Here is a 21,371-nt window from a genome sequence, read left to right on the forward strand (position 1 = left end):
CCCCCTCATTATGGTCCGGCTACTTCTTGAAACCGATCTCCGAGAGCTGCAGCATGCCGTTGGTAGCGATGCTCGGCTTGAAGTCCAGCCGCTCCGATACACGCGAGTAACCGACCATGTGGAAGAGCAGGGCATCGGCTACGAGATCGTCGTGAACATAGGCGAAGAGCTGCGACCACAGTTTTGCACGTTCGTCACCGGTGGCGGCCGAAGCCCGGGCAATCAGATTGTCGACCTTCGGATCGGCGTAACCGGACTGGGTGCCCTTCGAGTCATACTTGAAGAACATGGTGAAGGAGGGATCGCCCTTGGAATTGTCGTGCATGGCGGCAACGATGGTCGGACCGCGGCCATCCTTGAACGGCTTGGAATAATAAACCTCGTGTTCCGCGACTTCGACGAACTTCAAATCGATCTTGAAGCCGACATCCTGCAACTGCGCCTGAACGGCTTCCATGATTTCCGTCACGTTCGGGAAGTTAGCCGTGCGGGCAACGACCGTGATCGGCGTATCGACTGGAACGCCTGCGGCCTTTGCTTCCTCAAGCAGTTTCTTGGCCTGCTCAGGATCGAAGGGAAACACCTTCACATCCGGGTTCCAGCCGAGCGTTGTCGGCGGCACCAGAGCGGTGGCGAGAACGGCATCCTGCGGCACCAGCGTGCCGATGAAAGCCTGACGGTCAATCGCGAGGTTCAGCGCCTTGCGGACGCGCACGTCGTTGAGCGGCGCGATGTTGCCATCGATACGCAGGTAAACGGTCTCGCTGTCGAGATAGGAAAAGTCGGTCTTTTCGTTGGTGGCTTCGACCTGCGAGATCGACGGCGCGAGATCCGCTTCGCCGGCCTGGACCATGGCGGCGCGAACGGCCGGGTCGGAGCGGAACAGATAGGTTGCCTTGGTAACAGCGGGCTTCTTGCCCCAATAATCGTCGCGGGCGTTAAGCACGATCTGCTGGCCCGGCGTCCAGTTGGTGAGCTTGTAAGGGCCGGTGCCGATCGGCTCGCGGACGAATTCGAGCGGCGTGCCTTCCGGCACGATCGTGACCAGCGACAGAAGCAGCGGCAGGATCGGCTGAACCGGATCGACCTTGAAATCGATTGTGTTGTCGTCAACGACCTTCACGTCGAACTTCATGCCGCCGAAATAACGGCGGGATTCGCAGATGTTTTTGTCGCTGAAAATGCGATCGAACGAGTATTTGACATCCTTGGCGCCGAACGCCTTGCCGTCGGAGAATTTCACGCCCTGACGCAGGTGGAAACGCCAGGCACCATCGCCGGTCTGTTCCCATTTTTCAGCCAGGCGGGGCATGACGCCTTCCTTGCCGCGCACGTCGAGCTCGGTCAGGGTCTCGCTGACGTTTTCCATAATGACACGGCCTATATTGGAACGGGTCGCCATGCAGGGTTCGAGCAGGTCTGCCTCTTCCGGCAGGACGATCTTGATATCGGTCGTTGCCGCCTGAACCGGTGCGATGCCGGTGCCCAATGCGAGAACGGAACCCAGCAGGGCCCCAAGCAATTGCGAAGTCTTCATGTCATTCCTCCCTGTGGATGCGGATTAGTACACCGCTTGCTGCTCATGACGCGCGGGCTGTTCCGGCCTTGCACGGTCTGAAGGCATTCCTCCTGACCCTTGACCACGATTGGGGATGCCTCCGTCCCTTGACCGGTGCCTGCTGGGCTGATTGCGACCATCTGTTTTCTTTGCAACTTTGTCAAATTAATTATTGGGAAGCGTCCGTTTGTACAAACTTTCATCTCATATTAGTGTTTAATTTCAACGTTATATTGCGGTAACAACGATGATCGACCGTAGATCTGGAGATTTTTCAAACTTGACAACTTTATCATTTGGGTGATTTTCATCGGGTAGGAGGAGACCCCGATGACGCCTGATGAGATTGCAACCGTCATGAACGGCACGGTGAAAGCCGTTGGCCCCGCGCGCCATGAGGCGATGCTCGCCTCGCCGATGATCCAAAACCATGCATCATTCCTGCATCTGGCCGATGACGGCGCGTTGATCTGCGCCTGGTTCGGCGGCACGTTGGAAGGCAAGTCGGATATCTCGATCTTCGCGTCCGTGCTGGCCGATGGCTCCGACCAGTGGGGCGAACCGCAGCGGCTGAGTTTCGATTTGCACCATTCCGAGCAGAACCCGGTGCTGTTTCAGCAGCCCGGCGGCGGGTTGTGGCTGTTTCATACGTCGCAGCCTTCCGGCAATCAGGACGAATGCCGGATCCGTGTGGCGGAAATTTCGCGCGATGCGGGCGATCCGACGAAGCTAACGGCGGGCGAGGGGCAATTTCTCGATCTGCCGCGCGGCTGTTTCGTTCGTGCGCCGCTGACCGTGCGGGAAGATGGCGCATGGCTTCTGCCGATCTTCCGCTGCATCCAGCGTCCGGGCCAGAAATGGAATGGCAGCCATGACCGCGCCGCGGTCGGTATTTCGCAGGATGGCTGCAAGACCTGGGTTCTCGAGGATCTCCACCAGTCCACCGGCTGCGTACACATGAGCCCCGTCTCGATTGGCGATGACAAGCTGGCGGCGGTGTTCCGACGTCGTCAGGCGGATTTCGTCTATCACACCGAAAGCGCCGATGGCGGCCGCACATGGTCCGCGCCGCAGGCGACGGACGTGCCCAACAACAATTCATCGATTGCCGCGATCACCCTGAAAGACGGTCGTATCGCGATGATCTGCAACCCGACCAATGCCGAAATGTCTGCAGATCGCCGCGCCTCGCTTTACGACGAACTGGGCGAGGATGACGACCGGCCGGACGCTGATCCGGATGGCGGCTGTGTGCCCATCTGGGGTGTGCCGCGGGCGCCGGTTGCCGTCTGCATTTCCGATGACGGAGCAAAGAGTTTTTCGCAGCGGATTGTCATCGAGGATGGTCCAGGCACCTGCCTGTCGAACAATTCCATCGACGGTCACAACCGGGAAATGTCCTATCCGTGGCTGCTGGAAGGCACCGACGGCAGTCTTCATATCACCTACACCTATCACAGGCGCGCCATCAAATATGTTCGTCTGGCACCCGGCTGGGCCGATACGGGTTCGGGCGCTGCAGAAGCGGGAGAGTAATCATGAGCAATATCATCGGCATCACCATGGGTGACCCGTGCGGCGTTGGACCGGAAATCACGGTCCGGGCGCTGGCCGAAATGGGCGATGCGGACCGTGCCGATACGCGCATCTACGGCAACCTGCCGACGCTGGAAGCGGCGCGGATGGCATTGAACGTCGATATCGATCTTGTGCCTTACGTGGTCGATCTGCCGATCGAGGGGGCGCCGCTGCCCTGGGGCACGCTGTCGCCGGTTGCCGGCGATGCGGCTTTTCGCTTTATCGAAAAGGCGGTACGCGACGCCGAGGCCGACTTGATCGGCTGTGTGGTGACCGCGCCGATCAACAAGGAAGCGCTGAACCTTGCCGGCCATCATTACGACGGCCATACCGGCATGCTGCGCAGCCTGACGCAATCCGCGGCCGCCTATATGCTGCTGGCCTCTGAAAGGCTGAAGGTCATCCACGTCTCCACTCACGTTTCACTGCAGGAAGCCATTGGCCGCGCTACGACCGAACGGGTGCTTGCAACAATCAAGGCCGGCAACGACCATTTGAAACGCACCGGTTATGCAGCACCACGCATCGCGGTGGCCGGCATCAACCCGCATTGCGGCGAGAATGGTCTTTTCGGCACCGAGGATGACGAGCAGATCGCCCCGGCAGTGGCTGCCGCGCGTGCCGAAGGCATCGATGCCTATGGTCCGATCTCGGCCGACACCGTGTTCCACCGCGCCTATTCCGGTGCCTTTGATCTCGTTGTGGCGCAATATCACGATCAGGGCCATATCCCGATCAAGCTCGTCGCCTTCGATACGGCGGTGAACGTTTCCGTCGACCTGCCGATCGACCGCACCTCGGTCGACCACGGTACCGCCTTCGACATTGCCGGCAAGGGCATTGCCAACCATGGCAACATGCTGGAGGCAATCGCCTATGCCCGCAAGCTGGTGAGCGGTGGCAGAGCCGGAGCGTTGCAAGGAGCGCAGGCATGAGCAGCGCTCCCGTCATCGTCCTGCACCAGCCGAGGCGGCTGATCGTCGGCGTCGGTACGATCGGCGAGGTCGGCCCTTGGGCCGGTGAGATTGCCTCGACGCTCGTGATCGCAACGCCGATCACCAGCGGTTTCGTCGACCGCCTGCAACTGCCGGGCAAGGTTTCCCTGTTCGACTCTATTCCCGGCGAGCCGGACATCGCCACGCTCGATGCGGCGCTGGCGGCGGCGCGCGACGCTCGGCCGGATCTGGTCGTCGGTCTCGGCGGCGGTTCCGTCATGGATGTCGCAAAACTGGTGGCCGCTCTTTGGGATGGGGAACAGGTGTTGGCCGATGTTGCCGGACCGAACAAGGTGGCCGGCCGGAAGACCCGCCTGGTGCAGGTGGCCACCACAGCCGGTACCGGCTCGGAAGCGGGCATCCGCTCGCTGATCACCGATCCGGTCAAGGGTAGCAAGATCGCGGTGGAAAGCCCGCACCTGATCGCCGATCTCGCCGTGCTCGACCCGGAACTGACCTATTCAGTGCCGCCGGAGGTGACGGCCGCTACCGGCGTCGATGCCATGGCCCATTGCGTCGAGGCGTTTACCAGCAAACGCGCGCATTCGATGATTGACGGTTTTGCCCGCATGGGTTTTTCGCTCGTTGGCAGGTATCTTGCCCGCGCCGTCAAGGACGGATCGGACCGGGAAGCCCGCGAGGGCATGATGCTCGCTTCCTATTACGGCGGCATCTGCCTTGGGCCCGTCAACACGGCGGCGGGCCATGCCATCGCTTACCCGCTCGGGACGCTTCTGCACCTGCCGCACGGGCTCGCCAATGCCATCGTGTTTCCGCATGTTCTGGCCTTCAACCAGCCGCTCGTCGCCGACAAGACGGCGGAAGTGGCTCAGGCGCTGGGGCTCGGAAAGGGTCTGTCACAAGCAGATCTGCGGGAAGAGGCACATGGTTTCTGCGCCGGTCTAGGCATTGAAATGTCACTTGCCAAGCATGGCGCCACCGAAGCCGATCTTTCGCGGTTCGCTGCCGACGCGCATGCCATCCGCAGGCTGATGGACAATAATCCGGCCGACATGAGCGTCGATGATGTGCTGGGGATTTACCGCTCCGCTTTTTGAGGAGCTGGTTTGGAGGAGGGAGGCGGTGCGAGCAATCGTGCCGCCTTTTTATGTTTTTGAAGAGAAGAAAAGAGGCGCACTTTTCCTACAATCGTCATGCTCGGGCATGTCCCGAGCATCTGCTGTGCTGAACTTTGCGCGGTGCTTAGGTTCTCGGATCGAGCACGAGGATGACGAAGGAGGGGGCTACTGATGCGACGACTGAAACAGCCGCTCGCGCGACCCATTCAAATGCTCCAGCATCAGCTTTCGTGCCTCGTCCTCATTGCGACTGGCGATGGCTGAGGCAATCGCTTCATGCTCGCCGAAAACCCGCGTAAGGCCGGAGACTTCCCGCTTGATTGACGCGCCGTGGAACTTCATGCCGACGGCGATGTGCTCCTTCAGCGCTTCCATGGCGGTGGAGAAATAATTGTTCTGGGCAGCCCGGGCGATTGCCAGATGAAATTGGAAATCGGCGTCTTCGCGGTGCGACTGCCGGTTGGTGGCGTCGCGCAGCAGTTCCAGCGCCTGCCGGATCGCCATCAGGCGGTCGGCGTCGTGGCGAGCGGCAGCAGCAGCGGCGGCTGCTGGTTCCAGCGTCAGGCGGAATTCATAGCAGTTGAGCAGGTCAGCGACGTTCTCCAGCTGGCCAAAACCGAGCGGATTGCGCAGGCCGACCGAGCGCACGAAACTGCCCGCGCCGCGGCGCGAATAGATCAAGCTCTGGTCGCGCAGGCGTTTCAGCGCTTCGCGGATGACCGGGCGCGATACCTCAAATTCTGCGGCGAGATCATGTTCGGTCGGCAAGCGTTCGTCGGGCTTGTAGGCGCCCGACTTGATGGCGCGCAGCATGCGCTCGAAGACGATGTCGGCGAGACCCCTGCGGGCGGTTCCGGTTTCCAGCCCCATTTCAGGTCGTCCTTCCCAAAACCATGTCGGCAATGCGCGTCAACGTGTCGGGAGGGCCGAAGCCGCCCGATTTGGCGATGACGCAACGTCCGCCAGCCGAAGCAAGGCCGAGACCCGGCAGGCATTCACCATGCAGCAGCATACTCGAAAGTCCGAGCTTTCGCAGCACCGCTTCCGCCGTCGCTCCGCCGGACAGGAGAAGCGTCGTGCCGGGGCCTGCGAGCATGTCTACACGATCGCCCGCGCATTCGCCGGCCAAGGCCTCGGCCAACAGTTCGGAAACCTGATGTGGATCGACTGCTTCCGTCCCCGGCGTTGCCTGAACCAGCGTCAGCGCCGCCCGCTCCCCATCGTCGGGCGCGGTGTCCAGCCGGCCGTTGGGGGCGGCGAAATACGCAACGTCGTGGCTGGCGCGCAGCGCATCGATCTGCGCGAGCGTGATCGGGTCGCGCGAGCCGATGACGAAGGTGATACGGCCAACGGGCACGGCGGCCGGCTGTGCCTCTATCCGTGCCGTCATGCGCCGCGCGAGCGCCTCCGCTAGGCCGCGTGCGCCGATCATGAGATCGGTGCCCTCGGTCTGCGCGGTATCGAGCACGGCATCCATGTCGGCGCTCGATCGGGTGTCGGGCATCTTGGCACGCCCGGCATGCGGCCCGAGCTTGTCGGCTATGACGATCGGCGTGTCGATGCCAAAGCCGGTCACGCAACCCGCGTCGACGATGCGGCCGAATTCCGGAATGGCGGGTGCGACAAGAGCACTTGCGTAAGGAATGGCGTCGAGTTCGGCCGCAATATTGCCTTTGAGACGGGAATCGACCTTCTTGAATAGGCGGACACCGGCCGGCAGCATCGCGATCACTGCCGCTGTGGCTTGACGGGCGTCATCTGCTCCAATTTCGCGGGTATTGAGATTGATTGAAAGCACGTCGGGACGTTTCTCGGCGATAACATGGACGGCAAAACGGTGAAGCGCAATCTCAGTGCGAAAGCCGCGTCCCGCAAACGGGGCAGCCGAGTCAAGCGCACCTGTAAGATCGTCAGCGAGAATGACCAGCATCAGCGGCTACCAAATCTTGTTGTAAGCTTTTTAAGCCTTCAAACGCCCGCGCTGTCAATAAGAAGCGGCAATCTCATTACAATGTTTCCTGTTACTCTCTTTGCAATAACTTTTACAAAACCACCATGCTGCAGTCCCTAAGTCATGCGTCAAAGGACGGCTTTTGGGCATACAGCCAGTGACATCGGCGACCTCCCTGACCCGTACTATTGGAATCAACAAGCGGCTTAGCGCCCTTCTTCGAGCTCGAAATCGGTGCTGCATTGGCATCCGAAGTCGCTGGCTGCCTGAGACGAAGGTCATTTAGATCGTGATCGAACATCGTCTTCTTTAGGCAATCTAGGAAGCCTAAATCAATCAGAGCTGAGGAGCCGCTTTGTTGAAAGCTCCCGCATCGCGCCTTGACGAACTAGGATACGCCTGCAACTACTGGTCTTAGGATTAGGGCTCTTAAGGCGAGCTTCACTTGCTGCCGCGTTGCGTTGAGTACGATCGTTGTCCGGATGCAGACATTTTACGGAACTCGGCCAGTGGCCTTATCGAGCGCGGGAAGAGGACTGAATGTCGCGACCTCCTCGAACAGATTGGGCAGAAGCTCGCGTAGCGCAGAAACCACGATCCTTTCTTTTCTTCCAAAATCAATGCCTGCCGGCCAGATGAAGTACAATGTCCGCGTAAGCGGCGGATCGATGATGCGCCTTGTCCGCAAATGATCTGCCGAGACCTCACCGACGACATTGCCGTAAGGTAGAATCCCGCAGGCTCTGCCGCGCAGGATCAGGTCCTTCATCGCACGCATGGATTCTACCTGGTAGAGGATGTTGAGAGACAGGTCTTCGCGGCGTAGCGCTTCGTTGATAAGCTGCCTCAAAAAATCCCTTTCGCTCGGCATGACGACAGGGATATCGACGAGATCACGGAAAGCGATGGGTTTGGCGACGTCGAATTCGGTGCCGGGCGCCATGATCAGCGTTAGTTCCTCTTGCAGCAGCGGCTCACACGAGAGTCTTGTGCCTTCGGGGACGCTGAAAGCAAGTGCGATATCTAATTCGCCCCGCTCGACCCGCGACATCAGGATATGACTGAATTCCTCGAAAATCTGGACGTTGATGGGAACTGCACCAGCACCGATCGTCTCCAGGAGGCGGCCGGTCATCAGCGTTGCCATACTGGGCGTCAGGCCGAGCCTCACCGTGCTCGTCTCGGCGGCTTCCATCTCCTTCAGCCGCTGCTTGAGCAACCGGACGCGATTGAGAATAATCCTTGCCTCTTCAAGGCAGACCTGGCCCGCCGCAGTGGCAACCGTACCCCGTGCCGTACGCTTCAGCAGCTTGGTACCTAGCTCCTGCTCAAGACTTCGCAGCTGCATGCCTAGAGCCGGCTGTGCGACGTTCAACTTTGCCGAAGCTTGGGTGATGCTGCCACAGGCGCAGACTTCCAGAAAGTATTCCAATTGCCGGATGCGCACGCTGTCCTCCCAGTAGCAAGCCGGCGCAGTCAAACATTTTTAATCTGACTACGCAAGTTTTCGGTATTGGACAACGGCATCGCTTTTCGGTTTGCTGATAGCCGACCAAGGGATGAGGAGACAGCCTGCGGTCAAGGGAGGTATTCCATGACGAGGTTCGATCTGCCGGCATGCGCAGCGCGTCCGGCTGAAGATTGCGCGATTTTGAAATCGCTCCTTGGCGCCCGGTCGGCGAGGACGGTGCGATGAACACTCGCGTCACTGCGCAGGATAGCACGGCGCTTGCTAACAAAGAGCTGCCGGTCGCATCCAATGGCACCGCGCTGTTCGGCAGCGACCTCATTGCCCATACGCTCAGAAGCCTCGACATCCCGTTCATTGCGCTGGTGCCTGGTGCAAGCTTTCGCGGCCTGCACGACAGCCTGGTGAACTACCTGGGCAACACGTCGCCGCAGATGCTCGTGTGTCTGCATGAGGAACATTCCGTCGCTATCGCCCATGGTTATGCCAAGGTCACCGGCAAGCCGATCGCTGCCGCAGTGCATTCCAATGTCGGGCTCATGCATGCGACGATGGCGATCTTCAACGCCTGGTGCGACCGCATGCCGGTTCTGGTAATCGGCGCCACGGGTCCCGTCGATGCCGCCAAGCGCCGCCCCTGGATCGACTGGATCCATACCGCGGCCGATCAGGGGGCGATCGTCCGCCCCTATGTCAAATGGGACAACCAGCCGGCATCGCCGCTTGCCGCCCGCGAGGCCATCGTCCGGGCGAAATGGATTTCCGAAACGCTTCCGGCCGGTCCGGTCTATGTCAATCTCGATGCCGGCCTGCAGGAAGATCGGCTGGAGGCCATGCCGGCTCCGCTCGATATCTCCCGCATGGCGGCGCATATCAGTCACGCACCCGGCGAAGTCGATGTCGAAAGGGTCGCGGCTCTTTTAAAAGACGCAAAACGACCCATCATTCTAGCGGGCCGGGTGTCGCGCGACCGAAAGGCCTGGGATGAGCGTGTCGCGCTGGCCGAAAAGCTTGGCGCCCGTGTCCTGACAGACCTGAAAATCGGCGCCTCATTCCCGACCGACCATCCGCTGATGCTGTCGCCGCCGGCAATCTTCCCGTCGTCGTCAGCGCTGGAAGCCATCCGTGATGCGGACGTAGTGCTCGATCTCGACTGGGTCGCGCCGGCCGGTGTGCTGCCGCCGGAAGCCGGCTTTAGCGGCAAGCTGATCCGCGTTTCGCTGGACCACCATATCCACAACGGCTGGAGCATGGACCACCAGGCCATGCCGCTCGCTGATCTTTTGATTGCGGCCGATCCCGACCAGATGGTGTTCGCCCTCAACCGGAGGCTTGATGTGAATGTCGAGTCTGGGGCGTCGCAGGGACTCGACGCGCCGGCCGAACAGGCCGCCTCGGACGGCGCACCGCTCAGCGTGCCGGACCTGGCTTATGAACTACGTCGGGCATTGATCGGCAAGCACGTTTCCCTAACCCATCTGCCACTCTCCTGGGATGGCGGCTGCTGGCCATTCCGTGATCCGTTGGACTTTCTCGGGTCCGACGGCGGCGGCGGCATCGGCGGTGGACCCGGCATTGCCGTCGGCGCGGCTCTTGCCCTGCGTGGCACCGGTCGCATGCCGGTTGCGATCTGCGGCGACGGTGATTTCCTGATGGGCGCGACGGCAGTGTGGACCGCGGTTCACTATCGCATCCCGATGCTGATGGTGATTGCCAACAACCGGTCCTTCTACAACGACGAAGTGCATCAGGAGCGGATGGCGCGCATGCGCGGCCGGCCGGTGGAGAACAAGTGGATCGGCCAGCGGATGGACGATCCGGAAGTCGACATTGCCGCCGTCGCCCGCGCCCAGGGTGCCACCGCCTTCGGACCGGTCAAAGACCGCGAGGCGCTGACCAAGGCTTATCAGGAGGCTATCGCAATCGTCGACGCGGGAGGTGTCGCGGTGGTCGAGGTGCATGTGGAGCCGGGCTACACGCCAGCCATGGCAAGCGGACTGACACGCGAACATGCTGGCCACGGTGGAGGACGTTCGTGAACGACATGATCAGACCAGAACAGATTGCGCAGCCTCCGGTCACGGCACCCGAACCGATGCTGGTGATAGACCATGTCACCAAGCGCTTCGAGACGCCGGACGGACCTGTGGTCGCGGTCGACAATATATCGCTAACCGTCGGACGCGGCGAGTTCGTGTCGATCATCGGCCCATCCGGATGCGGGAAGTCGACGCTCTTCAACCTCGTCGGCGGCCTGCTTTCGATCAGCGACGGCACTATCCGTATCGACGGCGAAGCCATCAACGGCCCGCACAAGTCGATCGGCATGGTTTTCCAGGAGGATGCGACCTTCCCTTGGCGGACGGTGATCGACAACGTGGCCTTCCCGCTGGAGCTGCAGGGCATGGCGAAGGGCGAACGGCTGGAGAGGGCGCGTCATTTCGTGTCGCTCGTCGGCCTCCATGGATTCGAGAAACGATATCCGGCGGAGCTTTCCGGCGGCATGCGCCAGCGGGTGTCCATCGCCCGGACACTCGCGGCAGAGCCGAAGCTGCTTTTGATGGACGAACCCTTTGCAGCGCTCGACGAACAGACCCGCCTTCTGCTGGGCGACAAGGTGCTGCAGATCCAGCAGGAACTCAACCAGACGGTACTCCTGATCACCCACAACATCACCGAGGCGGTCCAACTTTCGGATCGGGTCCTGATCATGACCTATCGCCCCGGGCGCACGAAGCGCATCGCGCTGATCGAGTTGCCGCGTCCGCGCACTTCGGAAATGCTGTCGAGCGATACCTTCGGCCGCTACGTCGCCGAGGTCTGGGCGGATCTGCGCGAAGAGGCGAGCCGCGGCATGCAGGATGCAGAGCGGGGGTCGCGGTGAGCACGGTGGCGCGCGATCCCTTTCTCCGTCGCTGGGCGCCCGAATTGACGGGTGCGGCGGTCATCATATGCGGCTTCTTGCTGATCGAGCTTCTCGTCCGCACCGCCATCCTCAATCCTTATGTCGTTCCGCGGCCGTCGGATGTGTTATTGGCATTCGAGCGCATCGTCGTCGAGGAGCAAATCCTGAGCCGGTTCCTTGTCACGGCCGCGGAGGCCGGAACGGCGGCGGTGCTGGTCGCCCTGATAGGCATCCCGCTCGGCACCCTCCTGCAGGGCGTGCCTCTCCTGCGCAAGGCAACGGAGACGTGGATCGCCGGGATGGCCGCGGCGCCGATCGTGCTCATCTACCCGCTGTTCCTGGTGATCTTCGGCCGCAGCCCGTGGACGATCATCGCCATTGCCGTGCTTGCAGGGCTTCCGCCAGTTGCCATGCTGACGCTGGAGGGCCTGAGCGCCGTTCGCCCGGCGCTCGTCGATACCGGGCGCAGTTTTCGGCTGAGCCGCTGGCAGATGTTCTGGAAGATCATGTTTCCGGCGGCGCTGCCAAGCATCTTCTCGGGCCTGAGGATCGGCCTGATCTTTGCGCTGATCAATGTGGTGGGCGTCGAGTTCCTTATCAATTTCGGCGGCCTCGGGCCGCTCATCAACGAGCTTGCAGAACGCTACGACATGCCCGGCACCTATGCTGCCATCTGCTTCGTGGTGTTCGTCAGCATCATCGTCTTCGTTGTCATGGAAAGGCTGGAAAAATGGCTGCGACCGGTACGCTGACGATCCCGCAGAAATCGAAGATGGATGCCGTGCTGGTGCTGCGGATCGCTATCATCGCGTCGTTGCTCGTCTTCTGGCAGCTGCTGTCGATGTCCGGCCTGCTCTACGAGGACGTGGTGCCGGGCCTGCCGCAAATCACAGCCGGTCTTTACCGTCTGCTGACCACAACCGAATTCTACGTCAATTTGAAGGTGACCGCTGGGGAAATCCTGGCGGCAAGCCTGATCGGGGGATTGACCGGCATGATCGCCGGATTGTCGCTCGGCGGCTCATATTTCATGGAGCGCGCCTTCGAGCGATACTTCTACTATCTCGGTCCGACACCGAAGATCATCTTCTTTCCGCTGATGATCATGTGGTTCGGCGTTGGATCCGGATCGAAGGTCGCGATGGGGGCAGTGTCCTGCTTCTTTCCCGTCGCGCTCGCGGTTGCAGCCGGCATGCGCCGGATCCCACCGATCCTGATACGCGTTGGTGAAAGCTTCAGGGCGAACCGTTGGCAGATGCTGACCAAGGTTCACCTCCCCGCGATGCGCGAACCGGTGGTCAACGGCTTCCGGCTCGGCTTCGGCGTCGCCCTGATCGGCGTCCTGCTGGCCGAAACCAAACTTTCGAACCAGGGCCTCGGCTTTCTGGTGATCCAGAACTACCAACGCTTCGACATGCCGGGAATGTACGCCCTGCTGATCGCGATCTTCGTCATTGCGGTTGCCGTCAATGCGGCGCTCGGCCGCCTGTCTCGCGGCGGTCGGCGCCGTTGAACGGCATACGAGGACCAGTGCCTCAAGGCCTTCGGGGTGGAGGAACACCCGATGGTCTGGATCGACATCCTGGCGACAATTAAGCCGCCGGAGTTCAATACGGGAGGAAAGAGATGAAAAAGATCAATCCATGGATTGCCAGCGTGCTGATGGCGGCAGGTCTGGCAGCGGCGGCCATGCCGGCACAGGCAGCGGACCTTTTGAAGGTGGCGATCGGCCAGCGGGGTAATTGGGATACGGTGGTCGCCCAGCTTGGCAGTGATGCGGGAATCTTCAAGAAGCACGATCTCGACCTCGAGCTGCTCTACACCCAGGGCGGTGGGGAGACGATGCAGGCAGTGATTTCCAATAGCGTCGACATCGGCGTGGCCGCCGGCACGATCGGCGTGCTGGGAGCATTTCAAAAGGGTGCTCCAGTGCGCATCGTCGGAGCCCAGGCAACCGGTGCGGCAGACTTCTGGTACGTGAAGGCCGACTCGCCCCTGAAGACGATCCAGGATGCCACCGACGGCACAACCATTGCATACTCCACTAACGGTTCATCGACGCATAGTATCGTGCTCGGTTATCTCAACGCCTACAAGCTGAAGGCGAAGGCTGTAGCGACCGGCAATCCCTCCGCCACGTTTACGCAGGTGATGAGCGGCCAGATCGACGTGGGCTGGTCCTCGCCGCCGTTCGGGTTCGATGCGCTTGCTGCCAACAAGATCCGTATCCTGGCTCATGCAAACGATGTCGAAACGGTCAAGGGACAGTCGATCCGCACCCTGATCGCCCATGCCTCGGTCGTCGACGCCAAAGCTTCCCAGTTGCAGCGGTTCATGGATGCCTACCGCGAGACGATCGAGTGGATGTACAAGGGCGACGACGCACTGAAGGCCTATGCGGCATTCGCCAAGACCGATCTAGAAACGGCCCGCAAGATCCGCGACGAGTTCTTCCCGAAGAGCCTGATCGACCCCGACAAGATGTCCGGGCTCGACTCACTGATAGCCGACGGCATTCAGTTCAAGGCGATGTCGCAGCCGCTGACCGCAGACCAGCTGAAGACGCTGATCCGCATTCCTGCGCGCAACTGACCCGAAACCGCTTCGCATGCCGGCCCTAGGCAGGCCGGCATCATCCCCAAGCCTGCAATGACGCTGTGAGGACGACAATGGACATAGCGAAATCCGAACCGACGCCCGGGATCATCCAGCCGAACCTGCCGCAGCATCGCGATCTTTATTACGGCGGCGCTTGGCACCCGGCATCCGGCGATCGCCGATCGGAGGTGACGAGCCCATCAACCGGCCTGTCGCTCGGGCAGGTCGCCCATGCCGACGCAGCCGATGTGAATGCCGCCGTCGCCGCCGCGCGGGCCGGTTTCAAGGTCTGGAGGGATGTACATCCGAACGAGCGCGCCAAGATCTTGAGACAGATTGCCCAGATCGTTCGTGACAATGCGTTGGAACTTGCTGCGATAGATGCGGTGGACTGCGGTAATCCAGTCAAGGTTATGCTCGGTGATGCCGACACAGCCGCAGCGCAGCTCGATTTCTTTGCTGGCCTGGTCACCGAGATGAAGGGCGCCTCGATCCCGATGGGGAGAGGGGCGATCAACTTCTCGATCCGCGAACCGATCGGCGTCGTCGCAAAGATACTGCCCTTCAATCACCCGTTCATGTTCGTCGCAGGGAAGTCCGCCGCAGCGCTCGCGGCCGGCAATGCCGTGATCGTCAAGCCGCCGGAACAGGCGCCGCTTTCGGCGCTGCGGCTGGCGGAACTCGTGGAGGGTCTGCTGCCGGCCGGCGTCTTCAACGTGCTTCCAGGCGGTCGCGAAGCCGGTGCGGCTATTGCCTCGCACCCGCAGATCGCCATGGTGTCGCTGATCGGCAGCGTGCCGACGGGCCGGGCCGTCATGCAGGCGGCATCGGCAACCGTGAAGCCGCTTCTGCTGGAGCTGGGCGGCAAGAATGCACTAATCGCCTTTGCCGACGCGGATCCGATGGAGGTCGCCAGAGCCATGGCGGCAGGCATGAATTTTACCTGGTGCGGCCAGTCCTGCGGGTCGACCAGCCGGGCCTTTGTGCACAGCTCGATCTACGAGCAGGTCCTGGCACTGATACCGGACGTCTGCGGCAATTTTCGGCCGGGCAATCCTCTCGACATGGCGACCACAATGGGTGCGCTTGCCAGCCGCCAGCAATATGAGCGGGTGCTCGATTTCATCGCTTCGGCAAAGTCGGAAGGCGCCCGGCTGATCTGCGGCGGCGAAGTACCGGCCGACGCCCAGCTGGCAGACGGCTGCTTTGTGCCACCGACGGTGTTTGCAGACGTCGACCCGCAGATGCGCATCGCCCGCGAGGAAATCTTCGGCCCGGTACTCTCTGTCATGCCCTGGTCGGAGGAGGCGGCGATGATCGAGACCGTCAACGCCGTCGACTACGGCCTGACCTGCTCGATCTGGACCAACGACCTCGATGCCGCCCACCGCACGGCGGTGGCGGTGGAAGCGGGCTATGTCTGGGTCAACGAGGTATCGAAGCATTTCCTCGGCGCGCCTTTCGGCGGCGTCAAGCAATCCGGTCTCGGGCGCGAGGAATGCCTAGGCGAACTGCTGGCCTATACCCAGGAAAAGAACATTCACATCCGCATTCGCCCGCAAGCCAGCACCGCCAAGACACCGGAGCGCCATCAGTCATGAACATGCACTCTTTCGGCAAGCTCAGCCTTTCCTTTGCGATCGGCGACTACGACCGCAACCGGGCGCTGTTCGACGGCAGCGTTCTGGTGGACGGCGTTGCTCCGGTATTCATGACGCTCGACCCGGAGGAGATCTTCTTCCGGGCCTTCAAGAATGCCGAGTTTGACGTCTGCGAGCTGTCGCTGTCGAGCTTCACGCTCAAGGTGGCGCAGGGGACGAGCGACTATGTCGGCATCCCAGCGTTTCTGTCGCGCGCCTTCCGGCACACGTCGATCTATGTCCGCACCGACCGGATCAAACGCCCGGAAGACCTCAAGGGCAAGCGCATCGGCCTGCCGGAATATCAGCTGACCGCCTGCGTCTGGGCAAGGGCGATCCTCGCCGACGACTACGGTGTCAATGCCGACGACGTGACCTGGGTCCGAGGTGGCATCGAGCAGCCCGGCCGGGTGGAAAAGCTGGCCGTGACGCTGCCGGAAAAAATCCGTCTGGAGGCCGCGCCTGCGGACCGGTCGCTGTCTCAGATGCTGGAGGACGGCGAGATCGACGCGATGATCACGCCGCGCGCACCCTCGTGCTTCGCACGCCGGGCGCCCAATGTCGGCTGGCTGTTTGCCGATCCGGTGGCTGCCGCCCAAGACTACTACCGGCGCACCTCGATCTTCCCGATCATGCATGTGCTGGGTCTGCGTCGCACCATCGCCGAGCAGCATCCCTGGCTGCCGGCGGCGTTGCTCAAAGCGTTTTCGGCCTCGAAGGCGGTTGCAGAGCGGAAGCTGGCGGACACGTCGGCAACAAAGGTGACCATGCCCTTCGTCGAGGAGCAGCTGGCGACGGCGAAGGCCTTGATGGGCGAGGACTTCTGGACTTATGGGGTCAAGAACAACCTCCCGACCCTCGAGACATTCCTGAAGCACCATCATGAGCAAGGGTTGTCGTCGCGCAGGCTGACCGTCGGCGACCTGTTCCACCCCGGCACGCAAGAGACGCATCGCCTATAGCGCCGCCAGTTCCCGCCTGGTTCGGCGATTGATCATTTTCTCTGGGAGGAGACCACCATCATGTGCAGTTCCAGCACGCATCATCGTTCCGAGCCGGTCGCCGTCGATATCGACGATGCGGCCGAGGCTTCCGCCGCGCCATCGACGGAGCTGATCGAGGAACTGGTCGCCGCCAACCAGATCCTGTTCGATCAAGGCGTTGTTGATGCCTTCGGGCATATCAGTGTGCGGCACGACAAGCGGCCGGACCGATTTCTGCTGGCCCGCAACATGGCGCCAAGCCGGGTGACGGCGCAAGACATTGTCGAATTCACGCTGGACGGCGAGGCGGTAAACGCTAACGGCCGCAAGGTTTATCTGGAGCGGTTCATCCACAGCGAGATCTACCGGGCGCGGCCGGACGTGGTTTCGGTCGTCCACAGCCACTCGCATTCGATCGTGCCCTTGAGCGTGGTCAAGGGAATGCGGCTGAAGGCGATCTTCCACATGGCTGGCTTTGTGGGCCAAGGGGCTCCAGTCTTCGAAATCCGCGAGGCCGGCGGCGATGCGACCGACCTGCTGATCAGCAACAACATGCTCGGCGAGGCGCTCGCCAGGCATTTCGACGGGCACGACATCGTGCTGATGCGCGGCCATGGCTCGACTGTGGTTGGCGGCTCGATCAAGCAGGCTGTCTACCGTGCGGTTTATGCAGAACTCAACGCCCGCTACCAGCTGCAGGCGATGCAGCTCGGCGAAGTGACCTTCCTGACCGAGGAAGAAAGCCGGACCTGCGTGCAGAATGTTGAAGGGCAGATCCAGCGCCCCTGGGACATGTGGCTCGAGCAGGCCCGCGTCCGACGCGGTTGACAATCATCGAAGCGGCGACGCGACCTTGTCAGTCGCCGGCGCAGGAGCAGTGCAGATCCATAAAACCGGGAGGAAGCCAAAATGAAACGTCGTGATGCCCTGCGCCTGATCGGCGCCACCATACCCGCCATAGCCCTGTCTTCCAGCCGCGTCTGGGCCGCCGAGGACAAGTTCAAGCTCGCCATCGGCCAGCGCGGTAACTGGGAGAATTCCGTTTGCGAACTCGGCCAGAACGCCGGCTTCTTCAAGAAGCAGGGCATCACGCTCGAGCTGCTCTATACCGAGGGCGGCGGGCAGACACAGCAGGCGGTGATCGCCGGCAGTGCCGATATCGGCATCGGCGTCGGTACCTATGGTGTCATGGGCGCTTCGGCCAAGGGCGCGCCGCTGAAGATCATCGGCTCGTCGATGACTGGGGCCAACGACCTTTACTGGTACGCGAAGACCGAGAGCGGTATCAAGACGATCAAGGACGCTGCCGGCAAGACCGTCGCCTATTCCACCAACGGCTCCTCGACCAACCTCGTCGTGCTGGGGCTGCAGAAGACCTTGGGCGTCAAATTCACCCCGACGGCGACCGGCAGCCCTGCTTCCACCCTGACGCAGGTGATGTCCGGCCAGATCGACGTCGGATGGGCCTCGCCGCCTTTCGGTGTCAAGGACATTGATGCGGGTCGCATCCGGATCGTCGCGCGGGGAGGCGAAGTGCCGGAATTCGCTAACCAGTCGGTGCGGGTGATGATTGCCAATGCCGGAGCGTTCGAGCAGCGGGCAGAGGCTTACGGCCGCGTCATGAAGGCCTACCGCGAAGCCTTAGACTGGCTTTACTCAGATCCGGCGGCACTTGACGCCTATGCCGCCTGGGCCGGCACCGATGCGGCGCTTGCCAAGCGGGTACGAGACGAGTTCTACCCGAAGAAGAATCTCGCTCCCGATACGGTGAACGGCCTCGACAAGCTGATGGTCGATGCGGTGACCTACAAATACCTTCCTGCTCCGCTGCAGGCAGATCAGGTCAAGAAACTGGTCGTCGCCGGCACGGGCCCGCTTGCGCCTTAGGCGGCAGCCTGCTGACAGGAGGTCCGCGGCCCGTTGCGTGGGACGTGGCTCGACGGTCTGAGGAACTGAAGAAGTTTGGAGGCACTAAAGCTCACGGTAGTGAAGATGCTCAATTAATCCTGAAATAGGCAGTATGATGCAGTTTCATATGAATGGCTTTCGTCCCGGTGATCCGACCGTTGCAGAAGCGTCTGACGACCATGTTGGGTCAGATACTTCTTCGATGCCCGAGGAAGCCGATGTCTTGATTGTCGGGTGCGGACCCGCAGGCCTCACGCTTGCATCGCAGCTTGCGGCCTTCCCAAAGATCAAAACTCTGATCGTCGATCAGAAGCCAGGTCCTCTTCAGCTTGGGCAGGCAGATGGTATCGCCTGCCGTACGATGGAGATGTTCGAGGCCTTCGGCTTCGCCGAACGTGTCCTCAAGGAAGCCTATTGGGTCAACGAGACTGCGTTCTGGAAACCAGATGAACGGATGCGCGAAAACATTGATCGTCAGGGCCGAATTCAGGATGTTGAAGAAGGCTTGTCGGAGATGCCGCATGTCATTCTGAATCAGGCTCGCATTCACGATTTCTATCTCGACATCATGCGCCGTTCGCCGACACGGCTTGAGCCTTTTTATCAGAGGCGACTTGTCGATTTGACAATCGAGCCTGCGGCCTCCAGCACCCATCCAGTAATCGCTCGCTTTGACCGGGTTGAGGCGGATGACGACCATAAAATCGAGACGGTGCGCGCACGCTACGCCGTTGGTTGTGACGGCGCCAGGAGCACGGTACGCCGCTCACTTGGGCTCGAACTCAAGGGCGATTCCGCCAATCAGGCCTGGGGCGTCATGGACGTACTCGCTGTGACCGATTTCCCTGACATCCGCCTGAAATGCGTCATACAATCCGCGGGGGAGGGCAGTATCGTGCTCATACCGCGGGAAGGTGGGTATCTGGTCCGCATCTATGTCGAACTTGACAAGCTTGCCGAGCAGGAGCGCGTTGCAAGCAGGAATATCACGGTGGATCATCTGATCGCGGCTGCACAGCGTGTTCTGCGCCCCTATACTTTCGAGGTGAAGGAGGTGGCCTGGTGGTCGGTTTACGAGATCGGCCAGCGCCTTTGCGACAAGTTCGACGATGTTCCGGATGGAGAGATGGCGACCCTTCTGCCGCGAGTGTTCATTGCAGGCGATGCCTGCCATACCCATAGCCCAAAAGCCGGGCAGGGAATGAACGTGTCGATGCAGGATGCTTTCAACTTAGGCTGGAAGCTTGCCGCCGTGCTTGAGGGGCGGTCTTCACCGGATTTGCTTCACACCTACTCCGCAGAACGTCAGGCAATTGCCCGCGAACTTATCGAGTTCGACCGCGGATGGGCCAGGATGCTTAGCGCGCCGCTGAAGTCGGCCACCAACCCGAATGGGATAGAGCCGCGTGAGGTGCAGGAATATTTCATCAGGTCGGGTCGCTACACGGCGGGAACGGCAACCCTCTATGGGCCTTCGGTCTTAACCGGAAATGCATCATGCCAAAATCTTGCGCCTGGTTTCCCCATCGGCATGCGCTTTCATTCGGCACCTGTTATTCGCCTCGCCGACGCTAAGCCCATGCAACTCGGCCATGTGGCTAGAGCCGATGGCCGTTGGCGCTTCTATGTATTCGCCGGAGTCGGCGACAACGGGCAGCCGGGTCACCCAATTGCGGAACTGTGCGAATTTCTGGTTGGTTCGGCGACTTCCCCATTAGAAGTTTATACGCCATCAGGCGAGGACGTGGACTCAGTGATTGACCTGCGCGTCACTTTTCAGCAGCCTCATCGCGAGCTTAAGGTCGAGAAAATGCCAACTTTGCTTGTACCTGCCAAAGGACGTCTTGATCTGCGGGATTATGAAAAGATATTTTGTGCTGATCTCAGTGTTGGCAAAGACATTTTCGAACTCCGAAGCGTGAGCCGGGAAATGGGGTGCATGATCGTGGTCCGCCCTGATCAATATGTGTCTCAAATTTTCAAGCTTGACGCTTACGAAGAACTTATCGCGTTCTTTATGAGCGTTTTTCTTCCGGTCCACAGAGGCGAGACTATAATGCGAGGGAACGGTGAATAATGACCGTTGATGGCCTGCTTGCTCTTCATCCCGGCTGCCGTTCCAGTCCTTTCAAGTACTGTCTTTCAACAATCGGTTACAAGATGAGGTTTTCGGGTTCGATGTCTGAAAGCGGATAAACTCCCGATCCGTTGTATTAATCCTAAAAGATGCGGGTTGCCGAATGTTGTTCGGGAGTGGACCGGTGATAGAGGCTGTCAAGCGGCGCGGCTTGCTGGACGACGCGATGATCATCTTGAGCTCGCACGACAGTCTGAAGTGATCACAGCCACAGCGAGAAATCTAAATGGGCGATCATTTTGTCTCGTTCCGGCGATGGCTTGGGCGTCGAGCAGGTCGCTGTGCGGCTGTGGCCATCCTGCCAGAGATCTGGTTGTTCGCAGACGGGGTGCGCGATAAGGACGCTCACTGCCCAAATAGGCTGAGTTGCTTACTAATGCCTCGGCTGCAATGGGCTCTTGTTCAGCAGGATGCGTTGCAAATTTAACAGACCTCGATTTAAAGATGACTGCAAGCGTCATATTTATTGATCGCTGAGAAATCGGGTTCTATAGGTGCGCTGGACGTCTCCAGTCGCTTCCTCACCTCGGTGATCCTTCGATCACCATCACCATCTGCTGCATGCCGAAAA

Annotated in this window: 17 protein-coding genes; 13 read left to right on the top strand and 4 right to left on the bottom strand. The window is 60.8% G+C overall.

Annotated elements, in window-relative coordinates; genetic code table 11:
• Positions 1-19: 19 nt before the first annotated feature.
• Positions 20-1,537, bottom strand: a complete 1,518-nt coding sequence (locus E2F50_RS17835; RefSeq protein WP_133317531.1) for an ABC transporter substrate-binding protein — start codon at positions 1,535-1,537, stop codon at positions 20-22.
• A 351-nt stretch (positions 1,538-1,888) separates the two neighbouring features.
• Here E2F50_RS17835 and E2F50_RS17840 point away from each other — a divergent pair, with 351 nt between their 5' ends.
• The 3 genes from E2F50_RS17840 to E2F50_RS17850 are packed head-to-tail and all read left to right on the top strand — an operon-like array spanning position 1,889 to position 5,189.
• Positions 1,889-3,094, top strand: coding sequence for a sialidase family protein (locus tag E2F50_RS17840; protein WP_133317532.1), 1,206 nt, complete (start codon positions 1,889-1,891; stop codon positions 3,092-3,094).
• A gap of 2 nt (positions 3,095-3,096) precedes the next feature.
• On the top strand, positions 3,097-4,071 hold the full coding sequence (gene pdxA / locus E2F50_RS17845) for a 4-hydroxythreonine-4-phosphate dehydrogenase PdxA (protein ID WP_133317533.1): 975 nt from the start codon (positions 3,097-3,099) through the stop codon (positions 4,069-4,071).
• Positions 4,068-5,189: an iron-containing alcohol dehydrogenase gene (locus E2F50_RS17850; RefSeq protein WP_133317534.1), complete on the top strand. Its 1,122-nt coding sequence runs from the start codon at positions 4,068-4,070 to the stop codon at positions 5,187-5,189. Before pdxA ends, E2F50_RS17850 begins: the two co-directional genes overlap by 4 nt.
• A 186-nt stretch (positions 5,190-5,375) precedes the next feature.
• Here the strand turns inward: E2F50_RS17850 and E2F50_RS17855 are convergent, their stop codons facing one another.
• The 3 genes from E2F50_RS17855 to E2F50_RS17865 form a co-directional block, all read right to left on the bottom strand.
• Entirely contained in the window at positions 5,376-6,080 is a 705-nt protein-coding gene (locus E2F50_RS17855) for a FadR/GntR family transcriptional regulator (RefSeq protein ID WP_133317535.1), read from the bottom strand.
• Position 6,081: 1 nt separating this feature from the next.
• Entirely contained in the window at positions 6,082-7,140 is a 1,059-nt protein-coding gene (locus E2F50_RS17860) for a four-carbon acid sugar kinase family protein (protein ID WP_133317536.1), read from the bottom strand.
• A 514-nt stretch (positions 7,141-7,654) separates the two neighbouring features.
• Positions 7,655-8,608, bottom strand: a complete 954-nt coding sequence (locus E2F50_RS17865) for a LysR family transcriptional regulator (RefSeq protein ID WP_161974223.1) — start codon at positions 8,606-8,608, stop codon at positions 7,655-7,657.
• A 245-nt stretch (positions 8,609-8,853) separates the two neighbouring features.
• On the opposite strand from E2F50_RS17865, the gene E2F50_RS17870 reads away from it, so the two are divergent.
• The 10 genes from E2F50_RS17870 to E2F50_RS17915 all read left to right on the top strand — a co-directional run bounded on the left by E2F50_RS17870 (position 8,854) and on the right by E2F50_RS17915 (position 20,740).
• Positions 8,854-10,668, top strand: coding sequence for a thiamine pyrophosphate-binding protein (locus tag E2F50_RS17870; protein ID WP_133317538.1), 1,815 nt, complete (start codon positions 8,854-8,856; stop codon positions 10,666-10,668).
• Positions 10,669-10,673: 5 nt separating this feature from the next.
• Complete coding sequence (locus E2F50_RS17875; RefSeq protein WP_133317682.1) at positions 10,674-11,513, top strand: ABC transporter ATP-binding protein; 840 nt, start codon at positions 10,674-10,676, stop codon at positions 11,511-11,513.
• Positions 11,510-12,286, top strand: coding sequence for an ABC transporter permease (locus E2F50_RS17880; protein WP_245515458.1), 777 nt, complete (start codon positions 11,510-11,512; stop codon positions 12,284-12,286). The genes E2F50_RS17875 and E2F50_RS17880 overlap by 4 nt, the downstream gene beginning before the upstream one ends.
• On the top strand, positions 12,265-13,047 hold the full coding sequence (locus tag E2F50_RS17885; protein WP_245515459.1) for an ABC transporter permease: 783 nt from the start codon (positions 12,265-12,267) through the stop codon (positions 13,045-13,047). The genes E2F50_RS17880 and E2F50_RS17885 overlap by 22 nt, the downstream gene beginning before the upstream one ends.
• Before the next feature lie 113 nt (positions 13,048-13,160).
• On the top strand, positions 13,161-14,126 hold the full coding sequence (locus E2F50_RS17890; protein ID WP_133317539.1) for an ABC transporter substrate-binding protein: 966 nt from the start codon (positions 13,161-13,163) through the stop codon (positions 14,124-14,126).
• A 77-nt stretch (positions 14,127-14,203) separates the two neighbouring features.
• A complete protein-coding gene (locus E2F50_RS17895; RefSeq protein WP_133317540.1) occupies positions 14,204-15,733 on the top strand; it encodes an aldehyde dehydrogenase family protein in 1,530 nt (509 codons plus the stop codon).
• The gene (locus E2F50_RS17900; protein WP_245515460.1) at positions 15,730-16,734 is read left to right on the top strand and encodes an ABC transporter substrate-binding protein; all 1,005 of its coding nucleotides are present in this window, start codon (positions 15,730-15,732) and stop codon (positions 16,732-16,734) included. The genes E2F50_RS17895 and E2F50_RS17900 overlap by 4 nt, the downstream gene beginning before the upstream one ends.
• Positions 16,735-16,794: 60 nt before the next feature.
• Positions 16,795-17,583 carry a class II aldolase/adducin family protein gene (locus E2F50_RS17905; RefSeq protein ID WP_133317541.1) on the top strand — a complete coding sequence of 263 codons (789 nt, stop codon included), beginning with the start codon at positions 16,795-16,797 and terminating at the stop codon, positions 17,581-17,583.
• An 81-nt stretch (positions 17,584-17,664) separates the two neighbouring features.
• The gene (locus tag E2F50_RS17910; protein ID WP_133317542.1) at positions 17,665-18,642 is read left to right on the top strand and encodes an ABC transporter substrate-binding protein; all 978 of its coding nucleotides are present in this window, start codon (positions 17,665-17,667) and stop codon (positions 18,640-18,642) included.
• 136 nt (positions 18,643-18,778) lie between these two features.
• The gene (locus E2F50_RS17915; RefSeq protein ID WP_133317686.1) at positions 18,779-20,740 is read left to right on the top strand and encodes an FAD-binding monooxygenase; all 1,962 of its coding nucleotides are present in this window, start codon (positions 18,779-18,781) and stop codon (positions 20,738-20,740) included.
• Positions 20,741-21,371: the final 631 nt, after the last annotated feature.

This window comes from Rhizobium deserti, from assembly GCF_004358025.1.
In the GTDB taxonomy this organism is placed as follows: domain Bacteria; phylum Pseudomonadota; class Alphaproteobacteria; order Rhizobiales; family Rhizobiaceae; genus Neorhizobium; species Neorhizobium deserti.